The sequence below is a fragment of the Azospirillum sp. INR13 genome (genome assembly GCF_015390205.1).
Lineage (GTDB): Bacteria > Pseudomonadota > Alphaproteobacteria > Azospirillales > Azospirillaceae > Azospirillum.
In genome coordinates this window covers 36,538-60,583 of the sequence record NZ_VUOI01000021.1, presented here as the reverse complement: position 1 = coordinate 60,583, position 24,046 = coordinate 36,538, and the positions used below count along the sequence as shown (strand labels likewise).

Here is a 24,046-nt window from a genome sequence, read left to right as displayed (position 1 = left end):
AGCCCTCCGGGAGCATTCCCATGTCCGAAGCGACCATCGATAGCGCCACCGGCTGGTGGCGGACGTCGATCATCGACATCCATCCGGGCTCGATCCGGGTGCGCGGCTACGCCATCGAGGAGCTGATCGGCACGATCGGCTTTCCCGACATGGTCTGGCTGATGCTGCGCGGAGAGTTGCCGACACCGGCGCAGGGCCGGCTGCTGGGTGCAGCACTGGTGGCGGCGGTGGATCACGGACCGCAGGCTCCGTCCATCGCCACAGCCCGCATGGCCGCCACCTGCGGCGTCGGGCTGAACAACGCCATGGCGTCCGGCATCAACGCGCTGGGCGACGTCCATGGCGGCGCCGGCCAGCAATGCATGGAGCTGTACGCCGCCGTCGCCGCCAGCGTGACCGAAGGCATGTCCGTGGCCGGGGCGGCGGAAAGCGAGATCGCCGCCCGGCTGGAGCGGCGCGAGCATATCCCCGGCTTCGGCCATCGCTTCCACCCCGTCGATCCCCGCGCCGGCCGGCTGCTGGCCCTGGTGGATGCGGCGAGGGGGGAGGGCGCCGTGACCGGAGAGGCCGCCGCCATCGGCCGCGCGGTGGAGGATGCGCTTGCCGCGCGCAAGGGCAAGCGCCTTCCGATGAACATCGACGGCGCCACCGCTGTAGTGTTCGCCGAACTCGGCTTCCCTCCTGGGCTCGGGCGTGGGCTGTTCGTGCTGTCGCGCTCGGTCGGCATCATGGCGCACGCCTGGGAACAGTCGCAGCAGGGCGGCCGCATCAAGGGGCCGATGCCGCCGTCCATCCCCTACCGCTATGACGGGGCGTCGCCGCGTCCGCTTCCAGGAGACGGCGCATGACCGACCAATCCCTCGGCAAAACGCTTCCGCTGGCCGGCGTCAAAATCCTCGATTTCGGCCATACGGTGATGGGACCGTCCTGCGCCATGATCCTCGCCGACCTCGGCGCCGACGTGGTGAAGATCGAGCCGGTGCCCAACGGCGAGCCGACCCGCCATCTGAAGGGCTTCGGCACCGGCTATTTCGGCTATTTCAACCGCAACAAGCGCTCCGTCGCCGTCGATCTGAAGACGCCGGAAGGCCGCGACATCGCGCATCGTCTCGTCGCCGATGCCGACGTGCTGGTGGAGAATTTCGCCCCCGGCACGATGGAACGGCTGGGGCTGGGCGCCGGCGCGCTGGCCCGCGTCAACCCTCGCCTGATCTATGCCAGCCTGAAGGGCTTCCTCGACGGCCCCTATGCCGGCCGCCTCGCGCTGGACGAGGTGGTGCAGATGATGACTGGCCTGGCCTACATGACCGGGCCGAGCGGCCGGCCGCTGCGGGCCGGCACCTCGGTCGTGGACATCACCGGCGGCATGTTCGCGGTCATCGCCATCCTGGTTGCACTGCGCGATCGTGAGCAGACCGGCAAGGGCCAGACCATCGAAACCGCCCTGTTCGAGACCACGGTGTTCCTGATGGGGCAGCATCTCTGCTACGCCGCCCAGTCGGACGGGCCGATCCCGCCGATGCCGGAGCGCGTGTCGGCTTGGGCCGTCTACGAGACTTTCCGCACAGCCGACGGGCGGCCGATCTTCGTCGGCATCACCACCGACAGCCATTGGGAGCGCTTCTGCGCCGTCATCGACCGGCCGGACCTGCGCGATGACCCGGACTTCCGCACCAACAACGACCGCATCGCCGCCCGGCCGCGCCTGCTGCCGCTGCTGACCGGGCTGTTCGGCAGCCTGTCGATGGACGAGGCGGTGTCGGTGTGCGAGCGCGCCCGCATTCCCTTCGCACCCATCGCCCGGCCGGAGGATCTGTTCGAGGACCCGCATCTGCGGGCCACCGGCGGGCTGATGCCGACCACACTGCCCAACGGGGTGCGGACCGCCCTGCCGCGGTTGCCGATCCACGTGGCGGATGCCGATCTGGCGATCCGCCGCGATCCGCCGCGCGTCGGTCAGGATACGCGCGCGGTGCTGGCCGAACTCGGCTACGGTCCCGCGGCGATCGAGCAACTGACGGAAGCCGGGATCGTCGTCGCCGACAGCGAAGCCGACAGCAACCAACAGCGCCTCGCGGGATGATGCGGGACAGGTCGGGAGAGGAAAGCAATGACGGAGGAAACACGGATGTCTGAGCACGCCATCAGCGATCTGGTCATCGTCGGCTGCGGTATCGCCGGGCTTTCGGCGGCGGTGACGGCGCTGCAGACCGGCCTGTCGGTCACCCTGCTGGAGCGGGCGCCCGAGGAGGATTTCGGCGGCAACTCGCGCTGGACCGAAGCCTATATGCGGATGAAGAACGATTCGGAGATCTCCGACGATTTCGAGGAGCATTTCGCCGCCAACGCCGGGCTGAACATCGACCCGAACGTGCTGGCCGCCGCCGCCGAACCCTACGAGCATTGGCCGGACTATGTGAAGGCCCACCCCTTCCCCGATCCGGAGGTGATCTCCCGCTTCGCCGAGCGGGTGACGCCGACCATCGCCTGGCTGAAGGGCTTCGGCCTGCGGTTCGAACCGCAGCCGATCTATCTGCTGACCCAGAACACCCAGCGCATCGCGGCGCAGGGCGGCGGCCTCGCCCTGATCGAACGCCTGATGGCGGAGGCGAAGGCGCTGGGCGCCCGCGTGCTCTACCGCACCACCGCGCTCGACCTGCTGCGCGACGACCAGGGCCGCGTCGGCGGCGTCTATGCCTCCGGGACGGACGGGCTGCGCGTCGCCATCCGTGGCAAATCGACAATCCTGGCGTCGGGCGGCTATCAGGGCAATTCGGAGATGATGACCCGCTACATGGGCCAACGCGCCAAGCATGTGCGGCCGGTGGCGCGCGGCGGTTACTACAATCGCGGCGAGGGCATTCGCATGGCGCTTGACGCCGGGGCGGCGGCGGCCGGCGATTTCGGCTCCTACCATGCCGAACCGGTCGACCCGCGGTCGCGCCAGCCGGAAGCGGTAATCTTCATCTGGCCCTATGGCGTGCTGGTCAACAAGCGCGGCGAGCGCTTCCTCGACGAGGCGCCGGGCACCGCCGACGCCACCTACGATCACATCACCCGCATCGTCGCCGACCAACCGGACGGGATCGCTTATGTCCTGTTCGACGATCAGGTGGAGGACATCCCGCGCTGGCGCGCCAGCATCCGCAGCGACGTGCCGGCCATCGAAGCGCCGACGCTGGAAGCCCTCGTCGACAAGCTTGGACTGCCGCCCGACGCCACGATGGCGACGGTCGCCGCCTACAACGCGGCCTGTCCGGCCGATGCCGCCGGATTCGACCCGACACGGGTGGACGGTCTGGCGACCACCGGCCTGGTCCCGGCCAAGACCAACTGGGCGCGTCCGCTGGTCAAGGGACCATTCAGGGCCTTCCCCATCGTGTCGGCCAACTGCTTCACCTTCGGCGGATTGAAGGTGGATGTCGATGCCCGCGTGCTGGACGGCAACGGCCGCCCGATGCCGGGCCTCTATGCGGCGGGCGAGACGGTGGGCCTCTACCACCAAGTCTATACTGGCTCGACCTCGGTCCTGCGCGGTGCCGTGTTCGGTCGATTGGCCGCCCAGCATGCCGCCGCGTCCAGGGACGCCGGCTGACCATCCATAAAAAATCCCCAGGGAGGATCTCATGAACCGTTACGCCGTGACGGCGGCTGTTGCCGCCTGTCTGCTCGCCCATGCCTTGCATCAGCCGGCGCTTGCGCAAAGCGCCGCCTACAGCGACGGCAAGATCAAGATCGGCATTCTGACCGATCTATCGGGCCAGCTGTCCGACAGCACCGGACAAGGTTCGATCGTCGCCGCGCAGATGGCGGTCAAGGATGCCGGCGGGGCCGTCAACGGCACGCCCGTCGAACTGATCTTCGCCGACCACCAGAACAAGGCCGACATCGGCGCCTCGACGGCACGGCGCTGGTACGACGTCGATCAGGTCGACGCCATCATCGACGTGCCGAACTCCGCCGTCGCGCTGGCGGTGCAGCAGATCACCAAGGAGAAGAATCGCGTCGCCATCTTCTCATCGCCGGCCAGTTCCGACCTGACCGGCAAGGCCTGCACGCCGAATGGGCTTCATTGGACCTACGACACCTATGCGCTCGCCCATGTGACCGGCGAGGCGGTGGTCGCCTCCGGCTTCGACAGCTGGTACTTCCTGACCTCCGATTATGCCTTCGGCCATGCGCTGGAGCGCGACACCGGCGCCGTCGTCGAAAGCCAGAAAGGCAAGGTGCTGGGAAGCGTCAGGATGCCAGCCAACAATGCCGACTTCTCGTCCTTCCTGCTGCAGGCACAAGCGTCGCCGGCCAAGGTCGTGGCGCTGGCAACCGCCGGGGCGGACACCCAGAACGCCATCAAGCAGGCGGCGGAATTCGGCCTCGGCCAGTCGGGCAAGAACATCGTGGCGCTGCTGCTCGCCATCAGCGAGGTCCATGCGCTGGGCCTGCCCTCGACGCAGGGCATCATGTTGACGACGCCCTTCTACTGGGACATGAACGACGAGACGCGCGCCTTCTCCAAACGTTTCTTCGAAGAACGCAAGGCGATGCCGACCTTCTATCAGGCCGGCGTCTATGGCGCAGTCAGCCATTACCTGAAAGCCATCAAGTCCGCCGGGACCGACGCGGCTCCCAGCGTCATGAAGACGATGAAGGCGACCCCCGTGAACGACTTCATGACCAAGAACGGCACCGTGCGCGAGGACGGCCGGGTGCTGCGCGACATGTACCTGTTCCAGGTCAAGCCCCCGGCCGAGTCCAAGGCGCCCTGGGACTATTACAAGCTGGTCCGCAGCATTCCCGCCGAGCGTGCCTACCGGCCGCTGTCGGAAAGCGACTGCCCGTCGGTCAAGAAGATGTGAGCGGCGCCCGCCGGGGTGCCGGGCCGCCCGCCTGGGGCCCGGCACTCCGGCGACCCATAACCGATGGTAATGCCCCGCTTACATAAACGAAGTTGAGCCGGGGGGCCGATTGCTTAGGATTTCATCAAATCCGCCGCGGCCCTTCCGGCGGCGGCGCCCCCACCCCTTACCGGACTGCATGACGATGGAGCGGATATCGGCCGCCGAAACCAGCCTGAGCGGGGGCGACCCGGCGACGGGCGAGATGGTGATGCGCGGGCATCGACTGCCCGACCTGATCGACCGGCCCTATGAAGAGGTCGTGGCGATCCTTTGGGAAACGGAAATCCTGGGATCGATGAGCCGGGAGGCGCTGGCGGCGGCACGGTGCGAGGCCTTCACACGGCTGTCTCCCCTCTTCGCGGCGTTGCCCTCCGGTCTCACGGTGATCGAGCGACAGCGTGTTCTGCTCGCTTCGCTGCCGGGAGCCGCGATGACGCCGCTGCTGCTGGTGGCGGGGACCGCGGTCGCCGCCGCTTCGGCCGTTCGTCTGGCTGACGGCCAGGCTCCCATAGCCCCGGATTTGTCCCAGCCGCACGCCGCCGACCTGTTGCGCATGCTCCGTGGCGCGGAGGTCGATGGTGCGGAACAACGGGCACTGAACCGCTATCTGGTCGCCATGGTCGATCATGGTGTGAATGCCTCGACCCTCACGGCCCGCGTGGTCGCGTCGACCGGAGGCGGTTTGACGGCCGCCGCGGTGGCGGCTCTAGGCGCGTTGGAAGGACCGCTGCACGGCGGCGCACCGGGCCTGGTTCTCGACATGCTGGATGCCATCGGCGAGGCTGGAAGCTGCGAGGAGTGGGTCGGCGCGGCGCTGGCCCGCGGTGAACGGCTGATGGGCTTCGGGTCGCGTGCCTATCACATCCGCGATCCGCGTGCGGATGTGATGAAGGACGCCCTCCTGGCGCTGCAGCGATCCGGGGCGAGCCGGGCCCCCGAGGGTCGGCTCGCCTTCGCCGAAGCGGTCGAGCGGACGGTTCTGTCGGTGATGGCGGCACGTCGTCCCGACCGCACCCTGAACACCAATGTGGAATTCTACGCCGCCTTGCTGCTGGAGGCGCTCGGAATCCCGCGTGCCGGCTTCACGCCGCTCTTCGCCGCCAGCCGTACCGCCGGATGGGCGGCCCATGTGCGCGAGCAGGAACGCACCGGACGGATGCTGCGGCCAACATCGCGCTATGTCGGCCCGCCGCCGAACGGCCGGTCCGAGACCAGGAAAGGACAGGAATGACCACCGCACCGAACGACGACATCATCCTGGAGGCGCGTGGTCTGACGAAGGAGTTCAAGGGCTTCGTGGCGGTGAAGGAGGTGAACCTGCAGGTTCGCCGCGGCACCATCCATGCGCTGATCGGCCCGAACGGCGCCGGCAAGAGCACGGTGTTCAACCTGCTGACCAAGTTCCTGACGCCCACGCGCGGCCAGATCCTCTACAAGGGCCGGGACATCACCCGCACCAAGCCGGCGGACATCGCGCTGATGGGGCTGGTCCGCTCCTTCCAGATCTCGGCCGTCTTCCCGCACTTGAGCGTGCTGGAGAATGTCCGGGTGGCGCTGCAGCGGCCGCTCGGCACCAGCTTTCATTTCTGGAAGTCCGAATCGTCGCTCTACGACCTGCACGACCGGGCGCTGGAGCTGATCGAGGCGGTGAACCTCACCCCCTGGGCCGGCCACACCGCCGCCGAGCTGCCCTATGGCCGCAAGCGCGCGCTGGAGATCGCCACCACGCTGGCGCTCGACCCGGAGGTGATGCTGCTGGACGAACCGCTGGCCGGCATGGGCCATGAGGACATCGAGGGCACCGCGGCGCTGATCAAGCGCGTCGCCGCCGACCGCACCGTGCTGATGGTGGAGCACAACCTGTCGGTCGTCGCCCACCTGTCGGACACCATCACCGTGCTGCGCCGCGGCGAAATCCTGGCGGAGGGACCGTACGAGGTCGTCTCCAAGAACCCGCAGGTGATGGAAGCTTATATGGGGACCGGACATGCCTGACGGGATGCAGACGAAGACTGCCCACACCGGAACGGCGATGCTGGAGATCGCCGACCTGCACGGCTATTACGGCGAAAGCCATGTGCTGCACGGCGTCAGCCTGGAGGTGCGGCAGGGCGAGGTGGTGACGCTGCTGGGCCGCAACGGCGCCGGCAAGACCTCGACCATGCGCGCCATCATGGGGATCATGGGCAAGCGCACCGGCTCCATCCGCTTCCAGGGGCAGGAGCTGATCGGCATGGCGCAGCACAGGATCCCGCGGCTGGGCATCGGCTATGTGCCGGAGGAGCGCGGCATCTTCTCCAGCCTCAGCGTCGACGAGAACCTGACGCTGCCGCCGGTGGTGAAAGAGGGCGGGATGACGATCCCGCAGATCCACGACCTGTTCCCCAACCTGAAGGGCCGCGGCTCGACCCAGGGCACGCGGCTGTCGGGCGGCGAGCAGCAGATGCTGGCGATCGCCCGCATCCTGCGCACCGGCGCCACCATGATCCTGCTGGACGAGCCGACCGAGGGTCTGGCCCCGGTCATCATCGAGCAGATCGGCGTGGCGGTGCGGGCGCTGAAGGCGCGCGGCTTCACCATCGTGCTGGTGGAACAGAACTTCCGCTTCGCCGCCACCATCGCCGACCGCCATTACGTGATGGAGGAGGGCCATGTGGTCGACATGATCCCCAACGACCAGCTCGAAGCCAACATGGACAAGCTCCACACCTATCTCGGCGTATGAGCGGGAGAATTTTCTTATGTTCCAGCTCCTCGGCGTTCCGCCCCAAGTCCTGTTCGGGCAGCTTCTGCTCGGCCTGATCAATGGTTCCTTCTATGCGCTGCTCAGCCTCGGGCTGGCGGTGATCTTCGGCATGTTGAACGTCATCAACTTCGCCCATGGCGCGCTGTACATGGTCGGCGCCTTCGTGGCGTGGCTGCTGCTGACCTATGCCGGGATCGGCTATTGGGGGGCGCTGGTGCTGGCGCCGGTGGCGGTCGGGCTGCTGGGCATCGCGCTGGAGAAGTCGATGCTGTCGCGGCTCTACAAGCTGGACCATCTCTACGGCCTGCTGCTGACCTTCGGGCTGGCGCTGATCCTGGAAGGGGCGTTCCGCCACCAGTACGGCGTGTCGGGCCAGCCCTACCCGATCCCCGCCGCCCTCCAGGGCGGGCAGAACCTGGGCTTCATGTTCCTGCCCAACTATCGCGCCTGGGTGGTCGTCGCCTCGCTCACCGTCTGCTTCGGCACCTGGTTCGCCATCGAGCGCACCAAGTTGGGCGCCTATCTGCGCGCGGCGACGGAGAACCCGACGCTGGTCCAGGCCTTCGGCATCAACGTGCCGGTGATGGTGTCGCTGACCTACGGCTTCGGCGTGGCGCTGGCCGGGCTGGCCGGCGTGCTGGCGGCGCCGATCTATCAGGTGTCGCCGCTGATGGGGACCAACCTGATCATCATCGTCTTCGCGGTGGTGGTGATCGGCGGCATGGGCTCCATCCTGGGCGCCATCGTCACCGGCCTGGGGCTGGGGCTGCTGGAGGGGCTGACCAAGGTCTTCTATCCGGAGGCCTCCAACATCGTCGTGTTCGTCGTGATGGCGATCGTTCTTCTCATCAAGCCCGCGGGCCTCTTCGGACGGGAGCGCTGATCCATGACCGTCGCCAGCAACGCCACCACCATCGCCATGCGCGGGGCCTCCCGCGGCACCGGCCCCGTCCTGATCGCCGCCGTCCTGCTGGCGGTCGCCGTCGCGGCGCCCTTCGTGCTGTATCCCGTCTTCCTGATGAAGGTGCTGTGCTTCGCATTGTTCGCCTGCGCCTTCAACCTGCTGATCGGCTTCGCCGGCCTGCTCAGCTTCGGCCATGCCGCCTTCTTCGGCGGCGCGGCCTACATCGCCGCCCATACGGTGAAGGTCTGGGGCTGGGCGCCGGAGTTTGGTCTGCTCGCCGCCACCGCGGTGGCCGGGGCGATGGGTCTGGTCTTCGGCCTGATCGCCATCCGCCGGCAGGGCATCTATTTCGCCATGATCACGCTGGCGCTGAGCCAGATGATCTTCTTCCTGGCGCTGCAGCTGCCCTTCACCCATGGCGAGGACGGCATCCAGGGCGTGCCGCGCGGCACCCTGTTCGGGCTGTTCGACCTCAACCAGCCGCTGACCATGTACTACACCGTGCTGGCGATCTTCCTCGCCGGCTTCGCGCTGATCTGGCGCACCGTCCACTCGCCCTTCGGGCAGGTGCTGAAGGCGATCCGCGAGAACGAGCCGCGCGCGGTGTCGCTCGGCTACCGCACCGACCGCTACAAGCTGGTCGCCTTCGTGCTGTCCGCCTCGCTGGCGGGCCTTGCCGGCGGAACCAAGGCCATCGTCTTCCAGCTCGCCAGCCTGACCGACGTGACGTGGCAGATGTCGGGCGAGGTGGTGCTGATGACGCTGCTGGGCGGCATGGGCACGCTGTTGGGGCCGGTGGTCGGCGCCGGGCTGGTGGTGACGCTGGAAAGCTACCTTGCCGCCACCAGCCTGCCGGTGCCGGTGGTGATCGGCTGCATCTTCGTCGTCTGCGTCCTCGTTTTCCGCCGCGGCATCGTCGGCGAAATCCTGCACCGCCTGCCGGGAAAGGGAGGTCTCTGATGGCCGGCATCAATGGCGTGCATCTGCTGCTGCGCCACAAGATCCCCGGAGCGCTGATCGGCGCCGCGGTGGTCACGGCGATCCTGCTCGGCGGGTTCGCCTATTCCGCCGCGTCGAGCCGCCTGCGGGTGGCGGCTGGCGAAAAGCTTGTGGCGCTGGCCGATGCCCGCGCCGCCAGCGTGCGGTCGTACATCGACGGGTTGGAAGGCGATGTCGTGCTGACCGCCAACACCCGATCCATGCGCGACGCGGTGGTGGCGCTCACCAGCGGATGGCGGATCGAAGCCGACCGTGGCGATGTCACCGCCTCACTTCGCAAGCGTTATGTCGACGACAACCCTTATCCGGCCGCCGAGCGCTACAAGCTGGAGAAGTCGGCCGACAATGCCATGTACGACATGGCACATCTGCGCCTGCATGGCTGGATGAGCGACCTGATGCAGCGGCGCGGGCTGGCCGACGTGCTGTTGGTGACGCCGGACAACACCATCCTCTACAGCGCCGCCAAGGGCGAGGATTTCGCCAAGCCGATGGCCGACGGCGCGTTGCGCCGGCTGGTGGAGGGGATCGGCGCCGATGTCCGTCCCGACGTGGCGACTCTTGCGGATTTCACGGCCTATCCTGCCGCCAGCGGCGATGCCTCGGCATTCCTCGCGGCGCCGATCGTCCTGCGGTCGCCCGATGGCGGCCAACAGCATCTGGCCACGCTCGTGTTCCGGATCGGGTATGCCGGGCTCGACCGCATCATGCGGGTGAGCGACGGAATGGGAGAGACCGGAGACACCTTTCTGGTCGCAGAGGATAGCGGTCTGCGCAGCACGCCGCGCTTTTCCGGCGGTCTGACGGTCCTGTCGCCCTATGGCGGTGGCATCGTCGCCATCGCCAGGTCGAGTTCGGATCGCAGTGGCGTGATGGAAGCGACCCGCTTCGGCGGGACATCGCCCACGCTGACCGCCTATCGGCCGGTGGACCACGAGGGACTGCAATGGCTGGTCCTGGCCGAGGCTTCGGTCGAGGAAATCCTGGCTCCCGTCCGCGCCATGCGCAATCAGATGATGGGGGTGGGAGCGGCTCTGCTGCTGGTCATCAGCCTGGCGGGGATTCTTCTCGCCCGCGGCATCATCCGTCCATTGACGGCGATGTGCACGGTGATGCAGCGCCTTGCCGAGGGGGACCGCGAACTGGCGATTCCCGCGACCGAGCGGAGCGACGAGATCGGCCAGATGGCCGGAGCGATGCAGGTGTTCAAGGAGGCGATCGTTCGTGCCGACGGCCTTCATGCCGAGCAGGAACGGGTTCGCACCCTGCGCGACGAGCGGGCGCATGAGCTCGAACGGATGATGCAGGACTTCGACCGCCGGGTTGGCGGAATCGTCCGGGTCGTGACCGAGGCGGCCGAAGGGCTGGAGACAACGGCACGGTCGATGAGTGTCGGTGCCGACCGCACGCTGGGCGAAGCGAACGGCGTTACCGCTGCGGCCGACGAAACCTCCGCCAGCGTCGGGACGGTGGCATCGGCAGCCAACCAGCTGAGCGCCTCCATCGCCAACATCAGCCGATACATCGATGAATCCGGCCGCGTCACCGAGGCGGCCGTCGGAGCGGCGGCGCAAGCCGGCGAGACCATGCGTGTGGTGGTGGAAACGGCCGGACGTATCGGCGCGGTGATCCAGATGATCCATGATATCGCGTCACAGACCAACCTGCTGGCGTTGAATGCCACTATCGAAGCGGCGCGGGCAGGGGAGGCCGGCAAGGGCTTCGCCGTCGTCGCCGGCGAGGTGAAGCATCTGGCAGCCCAGACCGCGAAGGCAACCGACGAGATCGGCACCCAGATCGGGAGCATGCAGTCGGTGACCGACGGAGCCGCGGCCGCCATCGCCGAGATCGTCACGGTTATCCAGGATCTGGGACGCATCTCCGGCATCGTCGCCGAAGCGGTGGAGGAGCAGGAAACCGCGACCGCCGAGATCGCGACCAACGCTGCCCAAGCCGCCAGCGCCACCCGGTCGGTCACCGCGATCATCGACAATGTGGCCCGCTCGGCCGATACCACCAAGACAGCGGCGGGGGAGGTTCTGAACGCCTCCAACCATCTTGCAAGGCAGGCGGGTGACCTCCAACAGGAGATCGATCGCTTCCTCGCCGATATCAGAGCCGCATAGGGATTCAAGTCATGAAGGTACTGGTGCCCGTGAAGCGGGTTGTCGACTACAACGTGAAGATCCGCGTGAAGGCGGATGGCAGCGGCGTCGAGACCGCCAACGTGAAGATGAGCATGAACCCCTTCGACGAGATCGCCGTCGAAGAGGCCGTCCGCCTGAAGGAGGCCGGCAAGGCGACCGAGATCGTCGTCGTGTCCGTCGGCCCGACCCAGGCGCAGGAGACGCTGCGCACCGCTCTCGCCATGGGCGCCGACCGCGCCATCCTGGTGCAGACCGACGTGACGACCGAACCGCTGGCCGTCGCCAAGGTCCTCAAGGCGCTGGTCGAAAAGGAGGCGCCGGGGATGGTGATCCTCGGCAAGCAGGCGATCGACGACGACTGCAACCAGACCGGCCAGATGCTGGCGGCTCTGCTGGGCTGGGGCCAGGGCACCTTCGCCTCGAAGGTCGTTGCCGGTGAGGGTACGGTCGCAGTGACGCGCGAGATCGACGGTGGCCTTGAGACGGTCGAGCTGAAGCTGCCGGCGGTGGTCACCGCCGACCTGCGCCTGAACGAGCCGCGCTATGCCAGCCTGCCGAACATCATGAAGGCGAAGAAGAAGCCGCTTGAGACGGTTACGCCGGACAGCCTGGGCGTCGATGTGACGCCGCGCCTGACCACGGTGAAGGTCGCCGAGCCGGCGAAGCGTCAGGCCGGCATCAAGGTGCCGGACGTCGCCACGCTGGTCGACAAGCTGAAGAACGAGGCGCGGGTGATCTGAGCGCCGGCTTCGGTGCCCCCACCCTAACCCTCCCCCGCTCCGCAGGGGAGGGAACTCCGCCACCCTCCCGCATCAGCACTTACCCCCTCCCCCGCATCGGACGGACCTTCGGTCCGCCGAGAGCGGGGGAGGGTCGGGGTGGGGGCAAGTGACTGCACTCCCACACCCCGCCCGACAGAGGAATCCGCCATGCCCATCCTGATCCTCGCCGACCACGACAACGTCAGCCTCAAGCCCGCCACCGCCCACGCAGTCACCGCCGCCGCCAGACTCGGCAGCGACATCCACGTCCTGGTCGCCGGCCGCAACGCCGCTCCCGCCGCCGATCAGGCCGCCAAGCTGGCCGGCGTCGCCAAGGTGCTGCTCGCCGACGATGCCGCCTACGAACACGCCCTGGCCGAACCGGTGGCGGCCCTGCTGGTCTCGCTCGCCCCCGGCTACAGCCATGTCCTCGCCGCCGCCACCTCGGTGGGCAAGAACGTGCTGCCGCGCGTCGCGGCATTGCTCGACGTGGCGATGATCTCCGAGATCACCGCCGTGGTCTCGGCTGATACGTTCGAGCGGCCGATCTACGCCGGCAACGCCATCGCCACCGTGCAGTCGGCCGACGCGGTGAAGGTGATCACCGTCCGCACCACCGCCTTCGAGGCCGCCACCACCACCAACGCCGCCCCGGTCGAGAGTGTCGCCGCCGTGGCCGACCCCGGCCTGTCCAGCTTCGTCTCGGCCGAACTGTCGAAGTCGGAGCGGCCGGAGCTGACCTCGGCGCGCATCGTGATTTCCGGCGGGCGCGGCATGCAGTCGGGCGACAACTTCCACCTGCTGGAGTCCATCGCCGACAAGCTGGGCGCGGCGGTGGGCGCCAGCCGGGCCGCCGTCGATGCCGGCTTCGTGCCCAACGACTATCAGGTCGGGCAGACCGGCAAAATCGTTGCGCCGGACCTCTATGTCGCCGTCGGCATCTCCGGCGCCATCCAGCATCTGGCCGGCATGAAGGACAGCAAGGTGATCGTCGCCATCAACAAGGACGAGGAGGCGCCGATCTTCCAGGTCGCCGACTACGGCCTCGTCGCCGACCTGTTCAAGGCAATGCCGGAGCTGCAGCAGGCGCTGTGAGTGCGGCGCCACCGCGCAGCAAAAAGGGCGGCCCCCAATCGGGAGGCCGCCCTTTCCTTCATCCGGGCATGCGCCCTTGCTACACCCGTTCCAGCAGCAGCGCGATGCCCTGGCCGACGCCGATGCACATGGTGCAAAGGGCGTACCGTCCGCCGCGCAACTCCAGCTCGATCAGCGCGGTCGTGGCCAGCCGCGCACCGGACATCCCCAAGGGATGGCCGAGCGCAATCGCGCCGCCATTGGGGTTCACCCGCGGGTCGTCGTCTGCCAGTCCAAGCTCCCGGAGACAGGCAAGGCCCTGGGCGGCGAACGCTTCGTTCAGTTCGATCACATCGATGCGGTCGAGCGCCACGCCGCAGCGGTCGAGCAGGCGGTGCACCGCGGGAACCGGCCCGATGCCCATCACGCGCGGCTCGACCCCGGCCACCGCAGCGCCGACGATGCGGGCACGCGGCGTCAGGCCATGGCGTTTGGCCGCTGCCTCGTCGGCGACGATCAGCGCCGCCGCGCCGTCGTTGATGCCGGATGCGTTCCCGGCAGTCACCGAGCCGCCGACGCGAACCACCGGTTTGAGTGTCGCAAGCTGATCGAGCGTGGTTTCCGGCCGCGGATGCTCGTCGGCGGTCACTTCGGTGATCGCGCCCTTGCTACCGGCGACGGGCACGGCAACGATCTCGCGGGCGAAGCGCCCGCTCCGCTGGGCAGCGCCGGCGCGCTGCTGCGAGCGCAGGGCGAAGGCGTCCTGGTCCTCGCGCTCGATGCCGTACCGCTCTGCCACCGCCTCGGCGGTCTCCGGCATGGTGTCCACGCCGTGCGACGCCTTCAGACGCGGGTTGACGAAGCGCCAGCCCATTGTCGTGTCTTCCAGCCGCATCGCGCGGGAGAAGGCACCATCGGCCTTGCCCATCACGAAAGGCGCGCGCGACATGCTCTCCGCGCCGCAGGCCAGCAGCAGCGACTGTTCGCCCGCGCGCACGCCGCGCGCCGCGAGCGCGATGGCGTCGAGTCCCGACCCGCAAAGACGGTTCACCGTCGTTCCCGGCACCGTTTCGGGCAGGCCGGCCAGGAGAACCGCCATGCGTGCGATGTTGCGATTGTCCTCCCCCGCCTGGTTGGCGCAGCCCAGGATTACGTCGTCGATCGCCGACGTATCCAGGGACGGGTTGCGGTCGAGCAATGCCCGCAAGGGTATGGCGGCGAGGTCGTCGGCGCGCACCGGCGCCAACGCGCCGGCGTAACGCCCGATCGGCGTGCGTACGGCGTCGCACAGAAATGCTTCGGTCATGGACTGGACCTTCCGGTGCCCGCCGCCCCGGGGGCGAAACGGGCGCGTTGGTGGGCGGAATGATGGCGGTGCAACGCGGCAGCGGTGACGCGGCCGGCCGCAGCCCCGACTATCGGAAGCCAGGACGGATGCGGCAACTGACATAAACTTGGCGAAGCATAACCAGCGGTAATGGGTCGGCTGTCGGTGTCAGCCCGCCGCCACCTGTTCCAGCAGCCAGTTGCGCACCTTCGCAATGCGCGCGCGGTCCTGGTGGTTGGGCGGGACCACGAAGTAATAACCGAGATTGCGGCGCAGCGGCCGTTCGATCGGACGGACCAGACTGCCGCTTCGCAGCTCCGTTTCCAGCATGGCCGGCTGTCCCATCGCGATGCCCAGCCCGTCGAGAGCGGCCTGATAGGTCAGCAGCGAACTGGGAAACATCAGCGGTTCCTGGGTTTCGTCGAGGAACACGCCGGCCGCCTCAAGCCAGTCGGGCCAGTCCCGCCGCCGGTAGTGGGAGTGCAGAAGCGGGTAGCGCAGCAGATCCGCCGGAGCTTTCACCGGCGGTCCTCCAGCCAGAAGGGCAGGACTGCACACCGGCAGGATTTCATCGGCGAACAGGAAGACGGATTCCATGCCCTGCCAATCCCCGGTGCCGAGCTGGATCGCGGCGTCGACATTGTCGCGGGCGAAATCGACCGGCGTCACCGCCGTCCGGGTGCGCAGCCGCAGATCGGGGTGGTTGGTCTGCAGCTGCGGCAGGCGCCGCATCAGCCATTTCGCCATGAAGGTTGCGTAGACCTGCAGCTTCAGGGGAGCGGCGGCACGGGCGGACACCAGCTCGTCCGTCGCTTCCGCGATGCAGCGGAAAGCCGGGGCGATCTGCGACGCGTATCGCTTGCCCTCGGTGGTCAGGGTCAGTCCGCGGGTTTCGCGGTGGAACAGCCGAACCCCCAGGTAATCCTCCAGCAAGGCGACCTGCCGGCTGACCGCGGGCTGGGTGACGCTCAGTTCTTCCGCCGCCTTGGTGAAGCTGCCGTGCCGGGCGGCGCATTCGAAGACGTGGAGCGGATTGAGCGGAGGGATCGGGCGCACCGTCTGGGGACCATTACAAAAGGTTATGGGAGGCTAACAACTAGGAAGTTGTCGCTTGTTCGTCAATGAGATTGATTGTCTGCAACGCAAATCGATAGCCCCGTCGGAGCCATGGACTTTCAACTCAACCAGGAACAGCGCGCCTTCGCCGACTCCGTGCGCCGCTTTGCCCGCGCCGAGCTGGCCGCCGACGCGCTGAAGCGCGCTCACTCCCCGGCCTTTCCGTGGGACGTGGCCGCCAAACTGTCGGAGATGGGCCTGCTGGGCATCACCATCCGCGAGGAGGATGGCGGGATCGGCGGCACGCTGATGGACGCGGTGATCGCCATCCAGGAGCTGGCCCTGGTCTGCCCCAAGAGCGCCGACGTCGTCCAGGCGGGCAATTTCGGGCCGATCCGCACCTTCGCCGAATATGCCAGCCCCGAGCAGAAGGAGCGCTGGCTGGGCGACTTGCTCGCCGGGCGCAACCTGCTGGCGCTGGGCATGAGTGAGCCCGATGCCGGGTCGGCCGTCACCGATCTGAAGACCAGCGCCCGCGAGGATGGCGACCACTACGTCATCAACGGGTCGAAGGTCTTTTCCACCCACAGCCCGGAAGCGAACCTGTTCCTGATCTATGTCCGCTTCGCCCCCGGCGTCGGCGGCATCGGTTCGGTGCTGATCGAACGCGGCACCCCCGGCTTCACCGTTGGACAGCCCTCCGCCTTCATGAGCGGCGAGGAATGGTGCCAGCTCTATTTCGAGGACTGCCGCATTCCCAAGGCCAATGTCCTGCTGGGGCCGGGCGGTTTCAAGAAGCAGATTTCCGGCTTCAACGTGGAGCGCATCGGCAATGCCTCGCGGGCGCTGGCGCTGGGCCGCCATGCCTTCAACCTCGCCAAAGAGCACGCCGAGACGCGGATCCAGTTCGGCCGCCCGCTGTGCGAGTTCCAGGGGCTCCAGTGGAAGTTCGCCGACATGGCGCTGAAGCTGGAAAGCGCGCAGCTGCTGCTCTACCGCGCCGCCACCAATGCCGACAACGGCCTGCCGTCGGCCTATGAAACCTCGATCGCCAAGCTGTCCTGCAACCTCGCCGGCTTCGAGGTCGCGAACGAGGCCCTGCAGATCATGGGCGGCACCGGCTACAGCCAGGAAGCGCTGGTCGAGTATTGCGTGAAACGGACGCGCGGCTGGATGATCGCCGGCGGCTCCATCGAAATCCTGAAGAACCGCATCGCCGAAGAGCTGTTCGAGCGCCGCTTCGACCAGCGTCCACCGCGGGAGAGCCGGTCGTGAGCGGCGCCGCCCTCAAGGGCTGCACGGGTTCCGCCCTGGCCGAAGCCCTGTTGCGGCCGCGTTCGGTGGCGCTGGTGGGGGTGTCGGACGACGCCGCCAAGACCGCCGCCCGCCCGCTGCGCTTCCTGCGCCGGGCCGGCTATGGCGGCGAGGTCTACAGCGTCAATCCCACCCGCGCCACCGTGCAGGGCGAGCCGGCCTTCGCCTCGCTGTCGGCCCTGCCGCAACGGCCGGACCATGCCTTCATCCTGACCGGCACCGACGCGGCCATCGCCGCGTTGGAGGAATGCGGGCGTCTGGGCATTCCGGTCGCCACCGTCCTGGCCGGCGGCTTTTCCGAGGCGGGCGGCGCCGGCGCCGAGCGCGAACGGCGGCTGGCCGAGATCGGGCGGTCCTACGGCGTGCGTGTGCTCGGACCGTCGAGCATCGGTGTGGTCAATGTGCATGAGCGGCTGGTCCTGACCGCCAACGCCGCCTTCGCCGAGCCCGACCTGCCGGAGGGCGGGGTGTTCGTCGCCTCGCACAGCGGAAGCCTGATCGGCGCCCTGCTGTCGCGCGGCAAGGCGCGCGGCGTCGGCTTCGCCGGGCTGGTGTCGGTCGGTGGCGAGGTGGACCTGTCGGTCGGAGAAATTTGCGAGGCGACGCTCGACGATCCGAAGATCGGCGGCTATCTGCTCTTCCTGGAATCGATGCGCAACGCCGACGCGCTGCGCCGCTTCGCCCTGGCGGCGGCGGAGCGCGGCAAGCCGGTGGCGGCCTACAAGCTGGGCCGTTCGGCGGAGGCGGCGGAACTGGCGGTTTCCCACACCGGCGCTCTTGCCGGGGAGGATGACGTCGCCGACACCTTCCTGCGCGATTGCGGGATCGCCCGCGTGGAGTCCTTCGACGGGCTGCTCGAGGTGATGCCTCTGCTCAACCGGATGCCGCCCCGGCCGCCGTCCGTGGCCGGTCGGCGGCCCGCCGTCGGCGTCGTCACCACCACCGGCGGTGGCGCGGCCATGGCCATCGACCAGCTTGCCATCCGCGGCGTGCAGGTCGCCGCCCCCAGCCCCGAAACCGTGCGCCGTCTTGCCGAGGTCGGAATCTCGGCGGGTGAGGGGCGTCTGGTCGATCTGACGCTGGCCGGCACCCGCTACGACGTGATGAAGGCCGCGCTGGGCGTGTTGCAGACCGCGCCGGAATTCGACCTGGTGCTGGCGACCGTCGGCTCCTCCGCCCGCTTCCAGCCTGATCTGGCGGTGGCGCCGGTGATCGACAGCGCGCGCGAGCATGACAAGCCGCTGGCCGCCTTCATCGTGCCGGAGGCGCCGGAAGCGCTGCTGCGCCTGAACGCCGCCGGCATTCCCTGTTTCCGCGCGCCGGAATCCTGCGGCGATGTGATCGCCGCCGCGCTCGGCCGCCGGATGCCGCGTCCCGAGCTTTCGGCACCGTCGGCACCTGTCCATCCCGGCGGCGGGCGGTCCATCGACGAGGCCGAGGCCTACCGGCTGTTTGCCCGCGTCGGCGTTCCCCATGCCCCGGTCGCGGTGCTGACGGTCGGCGAGCCGGTGCCGGAACTTCCCTTCGCCTATCCGGTGGTCGCCAAGGTCCTGCATCCGGACATCGCCCACAAGACCGACGTCGGCGGCGTCGTGCTGAACATCGCCGATGCCGCCGCGCTGTCCGCCGCCATGGGCGCGATCCGCGACCGGGTCGAGGCCGCGCGGCCGGGTGTGGACGTGCGGAACATCCTGGTCCAGCCGATGACCCGCGGCGTGGGCGAGGTGCTGGTCGGGCTGCGCCGCGATCACCAGATCGGGCCGGTGGTGATGCTGGCCGCCGGTGGCGTGCTGACCGAAATCTACCGCGACCGCGCCCTGCGGCTGGCCCCGGTGGACCGCGACACCGCGCTGGAGATGATCGCCGAGGTGAAGGCGCTCCAGGCCCTGGCCGGCTATCGCGGCCGGACGGCCGGCGACCTCGGCGCCGTCGCCGATGCGCTGGTCGCCGTCTCCCGCCTCGCCCTGCTCGAGGACGTGACCGTGCTGGAGGCGGAGATCAACCCGCTGATGGTGATGGCCGACGGGCAGGGAGCGGTGGCGGTCGATGCCCTGGTTCAGCTCGCGGCGACGGATGCGGCCACCGAACTCCGCAAGCCTGTCCAATCCAAAGAAAACGACCCAGAAAACCGTTCCGGGAGGAACCGATGATGCCCAGGCCGGATGTGCTCTCTCTGCCGGAGCTTGTGAACGCCAATGATCGGCTGGTCCATCGCGGCCGCTTCCTGACCGCGGTGATGCGGCTGGACATCGGCGCCGACGCCTATCTGATTTCCATCGACCGCGGACGGATCGCCGACGTGCGCAAGGGGCCGTTCGTCATGCCGTCCTGGACCTTCGGCCTGTCCTGCGGACCCGATGCGCTGGAGCGCTTCTGGCAGCCCTTGCCGCCGCCGGGGTTCCACGACCTGTTCGCCCTGCTGCGGCGGGGGGAGCTGACCCTGTCCGGCAATCTGCAACCCTTCATGGCCAATCTCCTCTACATCAAGGATGTGATGGCCAGCCTGCGCAGCCCGAAGGAAACCGCCTGATGCGTGCGACGATCGAATCCATCACCGGGCGTTACATGCGGCTGGATCACAAGGGCCGCGAGCACCGGATCTATTTCGAAGAGGCCGGGCAGGGCATTCCGCTGGTCTGTCTGCACACCGCCGGATCGGACGGCCGCCAGTTCCGCGGCATCCTGAACGACCCGCGCATCACCCGCGATTACCGCGTCATCGCCTTCGATCTGCCCTGGCATGGCAAATCCTCACCGCCCGCCGGCTGGCAGGAGGGTGACTATCAGCTGACCAGCGCTGATTACACCGACATCATCCTGACGGTCTGCCGGGCGCTGGAGCTGGACCGGCCGGTGGCGATGGGCTGTTCCATCGGCGGGCGCATCGCGCTGCATCTGGCGATGGAGCATGCCGAGGAGTTCCGCGCCATCATCGGGCTGCAATCCTCCGCTCACGTCCATCCCTATTACGACACCACCTGGCTGCATCATCCGGACGTGCATGGCGGAGAGGTCTGCGCCGCCATCGCCGCCGGGCTGGTCGGACCGAACGCGCCCGACGTCCATCGCTGGGAGACGGTCTGGCACTACATGCAGGGCGGTCCAGGCATCTTCAAAGGCGACCTCTATTTCTACAAGGTGGATGGCGACATCCGCCACCGGCTGAGCGAGATCGACACCAGCCGCTGTCCGCTTTATCTGCTGACCGGCGAATACGACTATTCCTGCTCGCCGTCGGACACGCTGGAAACCGCGGCCTGCATTCCCGGCGCCACCGTGTCGATCATGCCGGGGTTGGGACATTTCCCGATGAGCGAGGATCCGGAAGGCTTCATCGCCCATCTGCTGCCGGTCCTGAGCGAGATCGCCCACCGCTGAGCGCCGTTCCGACGGCAAGCATCCAGTTGCCGGCGCTTCGACAATAACCGGCCGCCGCCCACGACGAAGGCGGTGGCCGCCAATTCCCCGGGGAGGGATTCTTCATGCGTGCTATCACTGTTCGGGTGCCCGGTCTGCGGGCGCTGACCGCCACGGCCGTCGCCGCGCTGACCATCGGTATGGCCGGAGGGGCGGCCGCCGAGATTTCCGGCAAGACGGTGAAGATCGGCGTGCTGACCGACATGTCCGGCCCATATTCCGACAATGTCGGCGCCGGCGCCGTGCTGGCCGCTCAAATGGCGGCGGAGGACTTTGGCGGCACGGTCAGTGGCGCGACGATCGAGATCGTCTCGGCCGACCATCAGAACAAGGCGGACGTGGGGTCCGGCATCGCCCGACGCTGGTATGACGTCGAGGGTGTCGATGCGATCACCGAGGTGGTGTCGTCCGCAGTGGCGCTATCCGTCCAGGGCATCTCGCGCGACAAGAACCGCATGTTCCTGGCGACCGGCCCCGGCACGCCGGAGCTGACCGGGAAGGCCTGCTCGCCGGTCGGCGTGCACTGGGCCTACGATAATTACGCCCTGCCGACGGTGGCCACCACCGCCCTGGTCAAGCGCGGCCTGAAGGACTGGTATTTCCTGACCGCCGACTACAGCTTCGGCCACGCGCTGGAAGGCGAGGCGACCCGCGTGGTCAAGGCCAACGGCGGCAACGTCGCCGGGGCGGTGAGGGCACCGCTCAACACGGCGGACTTCTCCTCCTACCTGCTGCAGGCGCAGTCATCCACGGCCAGCGTGATCGGGCTGGCGAACGCCGGTGCCGACATGATCAACGCGGTCAAGCAGGCGAACGAGTTCGGCATCACCGCCAGCGGCAAGACGATGGCGGCGCTGCTGGTCAACCTGCCCGACATCCATGCCCTGGGATTGGAGAGCGCGCAGGATCTGACCTTCGCCGAAAGCTTCTATTGGGACATGAACGACGAGACCCGGGCCTGGAGCAAGCGGTTCATGGACCGCTTCAACGGCCGGGCGCCCGGCGGCCTGCAGGCGGCGGTCTATGGTGCCGTCACCCATTACCTGAAGGCGATCCAGGCGATCGACAGCGACGACGCCACCAAAGTGGCCGAACAGATGCGCAAGACGCCGATCGACGACTTCTACACCAAGAACGGCTCCATCCGTCCCGACGGCCGGGTGATCCGCGATATGTATCTCATGCAGGTGAAGAAGCCGTCTGAGTCCAAGGGCGCGTGGGACTACTACAAGGTCCTGGAGACGGTGTCCGGCGACAAGGCCTTCCGTCCGATGGATCAGGGTGGCTGCCCGTTGGTGACGAAGTGACCGGCAGGCCGGATGACCGGACCGGCGGAACGGTCCGGCTGGAGCGCGACGGCGGGGTGGCGGTGATCGTCATCGACAACCCGCCGGTCAACGCCGGGTCCACCGCCGTGCGCCGCGGGTTGCTCGACGCCGTCGCGACGGTCGCGGCGGATCCCGATCTGGAAGCGGCGGTGCTGATCGGCGCCGGCAAAACCTTCATCGCCGGCTCCGATCTGCGCGAGTTCGGCCAGCCGCTGGAGGAGCCGCAGCTTCCCGCCGTCATCGCCGCCATCGAGGCCTGTGCAAAGCCGGTGGTCGCCGCCCTGCACGGTGCGGCTCTGGGTGGTGGGTTCGAGCTGGCGCTGGGCTGCGATGCCCGCGTTGCGGCACCCGGCACGCGGGTGGGTCTGCCGGAAGTGACGCTGGGCATGATCCCCGGCGCCGGCGGCACCCAGCGCCTGCCGCGTCTCGTCGGCATCTCCACCGCCATCGGCCTGATCTGCGAAGGCCGTCGGGTGGCCGCAGCCGACGCGCTGGCACTCGGGCTGATCGACGCGCTGGTGGAGGGCGAGGGGGTGGAGGCGTTGCGCACCGCCGCCATCGCGCATGCGCGGAAGCTGGCTGGCGGCAAAATCCGGGTGGCCGACCGCCCTGTACCGGCCGAGCCGGCCGAGCGTATCGAGGCCGCCGCCGGCGCCGCCCTGCGTGCCGGCCGGCGCCGCCCGCCGGTGGTGGAGGCGATCCGTGCCGTCCGTGCTGCGGCCGAACGTCCGCTGGACGAGGCGCTGGCGGAGGAGCGTGCGGTCTTCCAACGACTGCGCCTGGAGACGGAAGCCTTCGCCCGCCGTCACCTGTTCTTCGCGGAGCGGGACTCGGCACGCCTTCCCGAATTGGAGGGCGTGGCGCCGCGACGGCTGGAACGGATCGGCGTGGTCGGCGCCGGCACCATGGGAACCGGCATCGTCATCGCCGCGCTGGATGCCGGCCTGCCGGTTACGCTGCTGGAACGCGACGCCGGGGCGCTGGACTCCGGATTGGCCCGGGTGCGCGATCACTATGTCCGTCGGGTGGATGCTGGGAAGATGAGCGCAGAGGCGGCCGGCAAACGGCTTGCGGCACTCGATCCCACCACCGACATGGCGGGGCTTGCCACCGCCGATCTGGTGATCGAAGCGGTGTTCGAGGATTTGGAGGTCAAACAGGATCTGTTCCGCCGGCTGGACGCCGTGCTGGCGCCGGGAACGGTGCTGGCGTCGAACACCTCCTACCTGGACCTCGACGCCATCGCGGCGGCGACCGGCCGTCCGCGGGACGTGGTGGGACTGCATTTCTTCAGCCCGGCCAACGTCATGCGCCTGCTGGAGCTGGTCCGCGGGGCGAAGACCGCGCCCGACGTTCTCGCCACCGGCTTCGCGCTGGCGAGGCGGCTGGGCAAGCTCCCGGTGGTGGCCGGCAATGCCTTCGGCTTCATCGGCAACCGCATCTATGCCGCCTACCGCCGCCAATGCGAATTCCTGATCGAAGAGGGCGCCCTGCCGACCCAGGTCGACGCCGCCCTGGAACGGTTCGGATTCGCCATGGGGCCGTTCGCGGTCGCCGATCTGTCGGGACTGGACATTGCTTGGCGCATGCGTCGGCAGCAGGCGGCGACCCGCGATCCGGCTGCCCGCTATGTCGAGATTCCCGACCGGCTGTGCGAGGCCGGACGGCTCGGCCGCAAGACCGGGGCCGGCTATTACCGGTATCCGCCCGGTGCCAAGCGTGGCGAACCGGATCCGGAAGTGACCGCGCTGATCGAAGCGGCGTCGGCTGCCAAGGGCATCACCCGCGCTGCCGTTTCCGACGAGGAGATCGTCACCCGGGTGCTGCTGACCATGGTCAACGAGGCCGCCTGCCTGCTGTCCGAAGGGGTCGCCACCCGCCCGTCGGACATCGACCTCGTGCTGGTCAACGGTTATGGCTTCCCGGCTTGGGAGGGCGGGCCGCTGTTCTGGGCCGGCCGCCAGGATCCGGCATGGCTCAGGGCCGAGCTGGCGCGACTGGGAGGGCTCGGCGGGTCGGGCTTCCGGCTCTGCGATCCAGGTGTGCTTTCCGCCGCCTGATTCCATCAAACATGG

General features: G+C 68.3%; 20 protein-coding genes. 18 read left to right on the top strand and 2 right to left on the bottom strand.

Annotated elements, in window-relative coordinates; translation table 11 throughout:
• Positions 1 to 20 precede the first annotated feature (20 nt).
• The 12 genes from F1643_RS15425 (at position 21) to F1643_RS15370 (ending at position 13,550) form a co-directional block, all read left to right on the top strand.
• Positions 21 to 848, top strand: a complete 828-nt coding sequence (locus tag F1643_RS15425) for a citryl-CoA lyase (protein ID WP_194914093.1) — start codon at positions 21 to 23, stop codon at positions 846 to 848.
• A complete protein-coding gene (locus F1643_RS15420) occupies positions 845 to 2,083 on the top strand; it encodes a CaiB/BaiF CoA-transferase family protein (protein WP_194914092.1) in 1,239 nt (412 codons plus the stop codon). The genes F1643_RS15425 and F1643_RS15420 overlap by 4 nt, the downstream gene beginning before the upstream one ends.
• A gap of 45 nt (positions 2,084 to 2,128) precedes the next feature.
• Complete coding sequence (locus F1643_RS15415; RefSeq protein WP_194914091.1) at positions 2,129 to 3,595, top strand: FAD-dependent oxidoreductase; 1,467 nt, start codon at positions 2,129 to 2,131, stop codon at positions 3,593 to 3,595.
• Positions 3,596 to 3,626: 31 nt separating this feature from the next.
• Positions 3,627 to 4,856: an ABC transporter substrate-binding protein gene (locus tag F1643_RS15410; protein WP_194914088.1), complete on the top strand. Its 1,230-nt coding sequence runs from the start codon at positions 3,627 to 3,629 to the stop codon at positions 4,854 to 4,856.
• A 184-nt stretch (positions 4,857 to 5,040) separates the two neighbouring features.
• Entirely contained in the window at positions 5,041 to 6,129 is a 1,089-nt protein-coding gene (locus F1643_RS15405; RefSeq protein ID WP_206692510.1) for a citrate synthase, read from the top strand.
• A complete protein-coding gene (locus F1643_RS15400; RefSeq protein WP_194914085.1) occupies positions 6,126 to 6,893 on the top strand; it encodes an ABC transporter ATP-binding protein in 768 nt (255 codons plus the stop codon). The genes F1643_RS15405 and F1643_RS15400 overlap by 4 nt, the downstream gene beginning before the upstream one ends.
• A complete protein-coding gene (locus tag F1643_RS15395) occupies positions 6,886 to 7,623 on the top strand; it encodes an ABC transporter ATP-binding protein (protein ID WP_194913552.1) in 738 nt (245 codons plus the stop codon). Before F1643_RS15400 ends, F1643_RS15395 begins: the two co-directional genes overlap by 8 nt.
• A gap of 16 nt (positions 7,624 to 7,639) precedes the next feature.
• Positions 7,640 to 8,527 (top strand): branched-chain amino acid ABC transporter permease, encoded by an 888-nt coding sequence (locus F1643_RS15390; RefSeq protein ID WP_194914046.1) that lies wholly within the window; start codon positions 7,640 to 7,642, stop codon positions 8,525 to 8,527.
• A 36-nt stretch (positions 8,528 to 8,563) separates the two neighbouring features.
• Entirely contained in the window at positions 8,564 to 9,508 is a 945-nt protein-coding gene (locus F1643_RS15385; protein WP_255542850.1) for a branched-chain amino acid ABC transporter permease, read from the top strand.
• Positions 9,508 to 11,673: a methyl-accepting chemotaxis protein gene (locus tag F1643_RS15380; protein ID WP_194914083.1), complete on the top strand. Its 2,166-nt coding sequence runs from the start codon at positions 9,508 to 9,510 to the stop codon at positions 11,671 to 11,673. Before F1643_RS15385 ends, F1643_RS15380 begins: the two co-directional genes overlap by 1 nt.
• Before the next feature lie 11 nt (positions 11,674 to 11,684).
• Entirely contained in the window at positions 11,685 to 12,434 is a 750-nt protein-coding gene (locus F1643_RS15375; protein ID WP_194914082.1) for an electron transfer flavoprotein subunit beta/FixA family protein, read from the top strand.
• A gap of 189 nt (positions 12,435 to 12,623) precedes the next feature.
• Positions 12,624 to 13,550 carry an electron transfer flavoprotein subunit alpha/FixB family protein gene (locus F1643_RS15370; RefSeq protein ID WP_194914081.1) on the top strand — a complete coding sequence of 309 codons (927 nt, stop codon included), beginning with the start codon at positions 12,624 to 12,626 and terminating at the stop codon, positions 13,548 to 13,550.
• A gap of 79 nt (positions 13,551 to 13,629) precedes the next feature.
• On the opposite strand, the gene pcaF is transcribed toward F1643_RS15370, so the two are convergent.
• Both pcaF and gcvA read right to left on the bottom strand, forming a co-directional pair.
• Entirely contained in the window at positions 13,630 to 14,835 is a 1,206-nt protein-coding gene (pcaF, locus tag F1643_RS15365; RefSeq protein ID WP_194914079.1) for a 3-oxoadipyl-CoA thiolase, read from the bottom strand.
• A gap of 189 nt (positions 14,836 to 15,024) precedes the next feature.
• Complete coding sequence (gcvA, locus tag F1643_RS15360) at positions 15,025 to 15,912, bottom strand: transcriptional regulator GcvA (RefSeq protein WP_194914077.1); 888 nt, start codon at positions 15,910 to 15,912, stop codon at positions 15,025 to 15,027.
• 111 nt (positions 15,913 to 16,023) lie between these two features.
• Between gcvA and F1643_RS15355 the strand changes: the two genes are divergently transcribed.
• The 6 genes from F1643_RS15355 (at position 16,024) to F1643_RS15330 (ending at position 24,031) form a co-directional block, all read left to right on the top strand.
• The gene (locus F1643_RS15355; RefSeq protein WP_194914075.1) at positions 16,024 to 17,187 is read left to right on the top strand and encodes an acyl-CoA dehydrogenase family protein; all 1,164 of its coding nucleotides are present in this window, start codon (positions 16,024 to 16,026) and stop codon (positions 17,185 to 17,187) included.
• On the top strand, positions 17,184 to 19,376 hold the full coding sequence (locus F1643_RS15350; RefSeq protein WP_194914074.1) for an acetate--CoA ligase family protein: 2,193 nt from the start codon (positions 17,184 to 17,186) through the stop codon (positions 19,374 to 19,376). The genes F1643_RS15355 and F1643_RS15350 overlap by 4 nt, the downstream gene beginning before the upstream one ends.
• The gene (locus F1643_RS15345) at positions 19,373 to 19,756 is read left to right on the top strand and encodes a hypothetical protein (RefSeq protein ID WP_194914073.1); all 384 of its coding nucleotides are present in this window, start codon (positions 19,373 to 19,375) and stop codon (positions 19,754 to 19,756) included. The genes F1643_RS15350 and F1643_RS15345 overlap by 4 nt, the downstream gene beginning before the upstream one ends.
• On the top strand, positions 19,756 to 20,604 hold the full coding sequence (locus F1643_RS15340; protein ID WP_194914072.1) for an alpha/beta fold hydrolase: 849 nt from the start codon (positions 19,756 to 19,758) through the stop codon (positions 20,602 to 20,604). The genes F1643_RS15345 and F1643_RS15340 overlap by 1 nt, the downstream gene beginning before the upstream one ends.
• Before the next feature lie 104 nt (positions 20,605 to 20,708).
• Positions 20,709 to 21,950 (top strand): ABC transporter substrate-binding protein, encoded by a 1,242-nt coding sequence (locus F1643_RS15335; RefSeq protein WP_194914071.1) that lies wholly within the window; start codon positions 20,709 to 20,711, stop codon positions 21,948 to 21,950.
• On the top strand, positions 21,947 to 24,031 hold the full coding sequence (locus F1643_RS15330) for a 3-hydroxyacyl-CoA dehydrogenase NAD-binding domain-containing protein (RefSeq protein WP_194914070.1): 2,085 nt from the start codon (positions 21,947 to 21,949) through the stop codon (positions 24,029 to 24,031). The genes F1643_RS15335 and F1643_RS15330 overlap by 4 nt, the downstream gene beginning before the upstream one ends.
• Positions 24,032 to 24,046: the final 15 nt, after the last annotated feature.

Excerpts from the sequence above, each read along its gene's own strand:
- F1643_RS15425 (WP_194914093.1), top strand. The coding sequence starts at position 21 with ATGTCCGAAGCGACCATCGATAGCGCCACCGGCTGGTGGCGGACGTCG.
- F1643_RS15420 (WP_194914092.1), top strand. The coding sequence starts at position 845 with ATGACCGACCAATCCCTCGGCAAAACGCTTCCGCTGGCCGGCGTCAAA.
- F1643_RS15415 (WP_194914091.1), top strand. The coding sequence starts at position 2,129 with ATGTCTGAGCACGCCATCAGCGATCTGGTCATCGTCGGCTGCGGTATC.
- F1643_RS15410 (WP_194914088.1), top strand. The coding sequence starts at position 3,627 with ATGAACCGTTACGCCGTGACGGCGGCTGTTGCCGCCTGTCTGCTCGCC.
- F1643_RS15405 (WP_206692510.1), top strand. The coding sequence starts at position 5,041 with ATGGAGCGGATATCGGCCGCCGAAACCAGCCTGAGCGGGGGCGACCCG.
- F1643_RS15400 (WP_194914085.1), top strand. The coding sequence starts at position 6,126 with ATGACCACCGCACCGAACGACGACATCATCCTGGAGGCGCGTGGTCTG.
- F1643_RS15395 (WP_194913552.1), top strand. The coding sequence starts at position 6,886 with ATGCCTGACGGGATGCAGACGAAGACTGCCCACACCGGAACGGCGATG.
- F1643_RS15390 (WP_194914046.1), top strand. The coding sequence starts at position 7,640 with ATGTTCCAGCTCCTCGGCGTTCCGCCCCAAGTCCTGTTCGGGCAGCTT.
- F1643_RS15385 (WP_255542850.1), top strand. The coding sequence starts at position 8,564 with ATGCGCGGGGCCTCCCGCGGCACCGGCCCCGTCCTGATCGCCGCCGTC.
- F1643_RS15380 (WP_194914083.1), top strand. The coding sequence starts at position 9,508 with ATGGCCGGCATCAATGGCGTGCATCTGCTGCTGCGCCACAAGATCCCC.
- F1643_RS15375 (WP_194914082.1), top strand. The coding sequence starts at position 11,685 with ATGAAGGTACTGGTGCCCGTGAAGCGGGTTGTCGACTACAACGTGAAG.
- F1643_RS15370 (WP_194914081.1), top strand. The coding sequence starts at position 12,624 with ATGCCCATCCTGATCCTCGCCGACCACGACAACGTCAGCCTCAAGCCC.
- pcaF (WP_194914079.1), bottom strand. The coding sequence starts at position 14,835 with ATGACCGAAGCATTTCTGTGCGACGCCGTACGCACGCCGATCGGGCGT.
- F1643_RS15355 (WP_194914075.1), top strand. The coding sequence starts at position 16,024 with ATGGACTTTCAACTCAACCAGGAACAGCGCGCCTTCGCCGACTCCGTG.
- F1643_RS15345 (WP_194914073.1), top strand. The coding sequence starts at position 19,373 with ATGATGCCCAGGCCGGATGTGCTCTCTCTGCCGGAGCTTGTGAACGCC.
- F1643_RS15340 (WP_194914072.1), top strand. The coding sequence starts at position 19,756 with ATGCGTGCGACGATCGAATCCATCACCGGGCGTTACATGCGGCTGGAT.
- F1643_RS15335 (WP_194914071.1), top strand. The coding sequence starts at position 20,709 with ATGCGTGCTATCACTGTTCGGGTGCCCGGTCTGCGGGCGCTGACCGCC.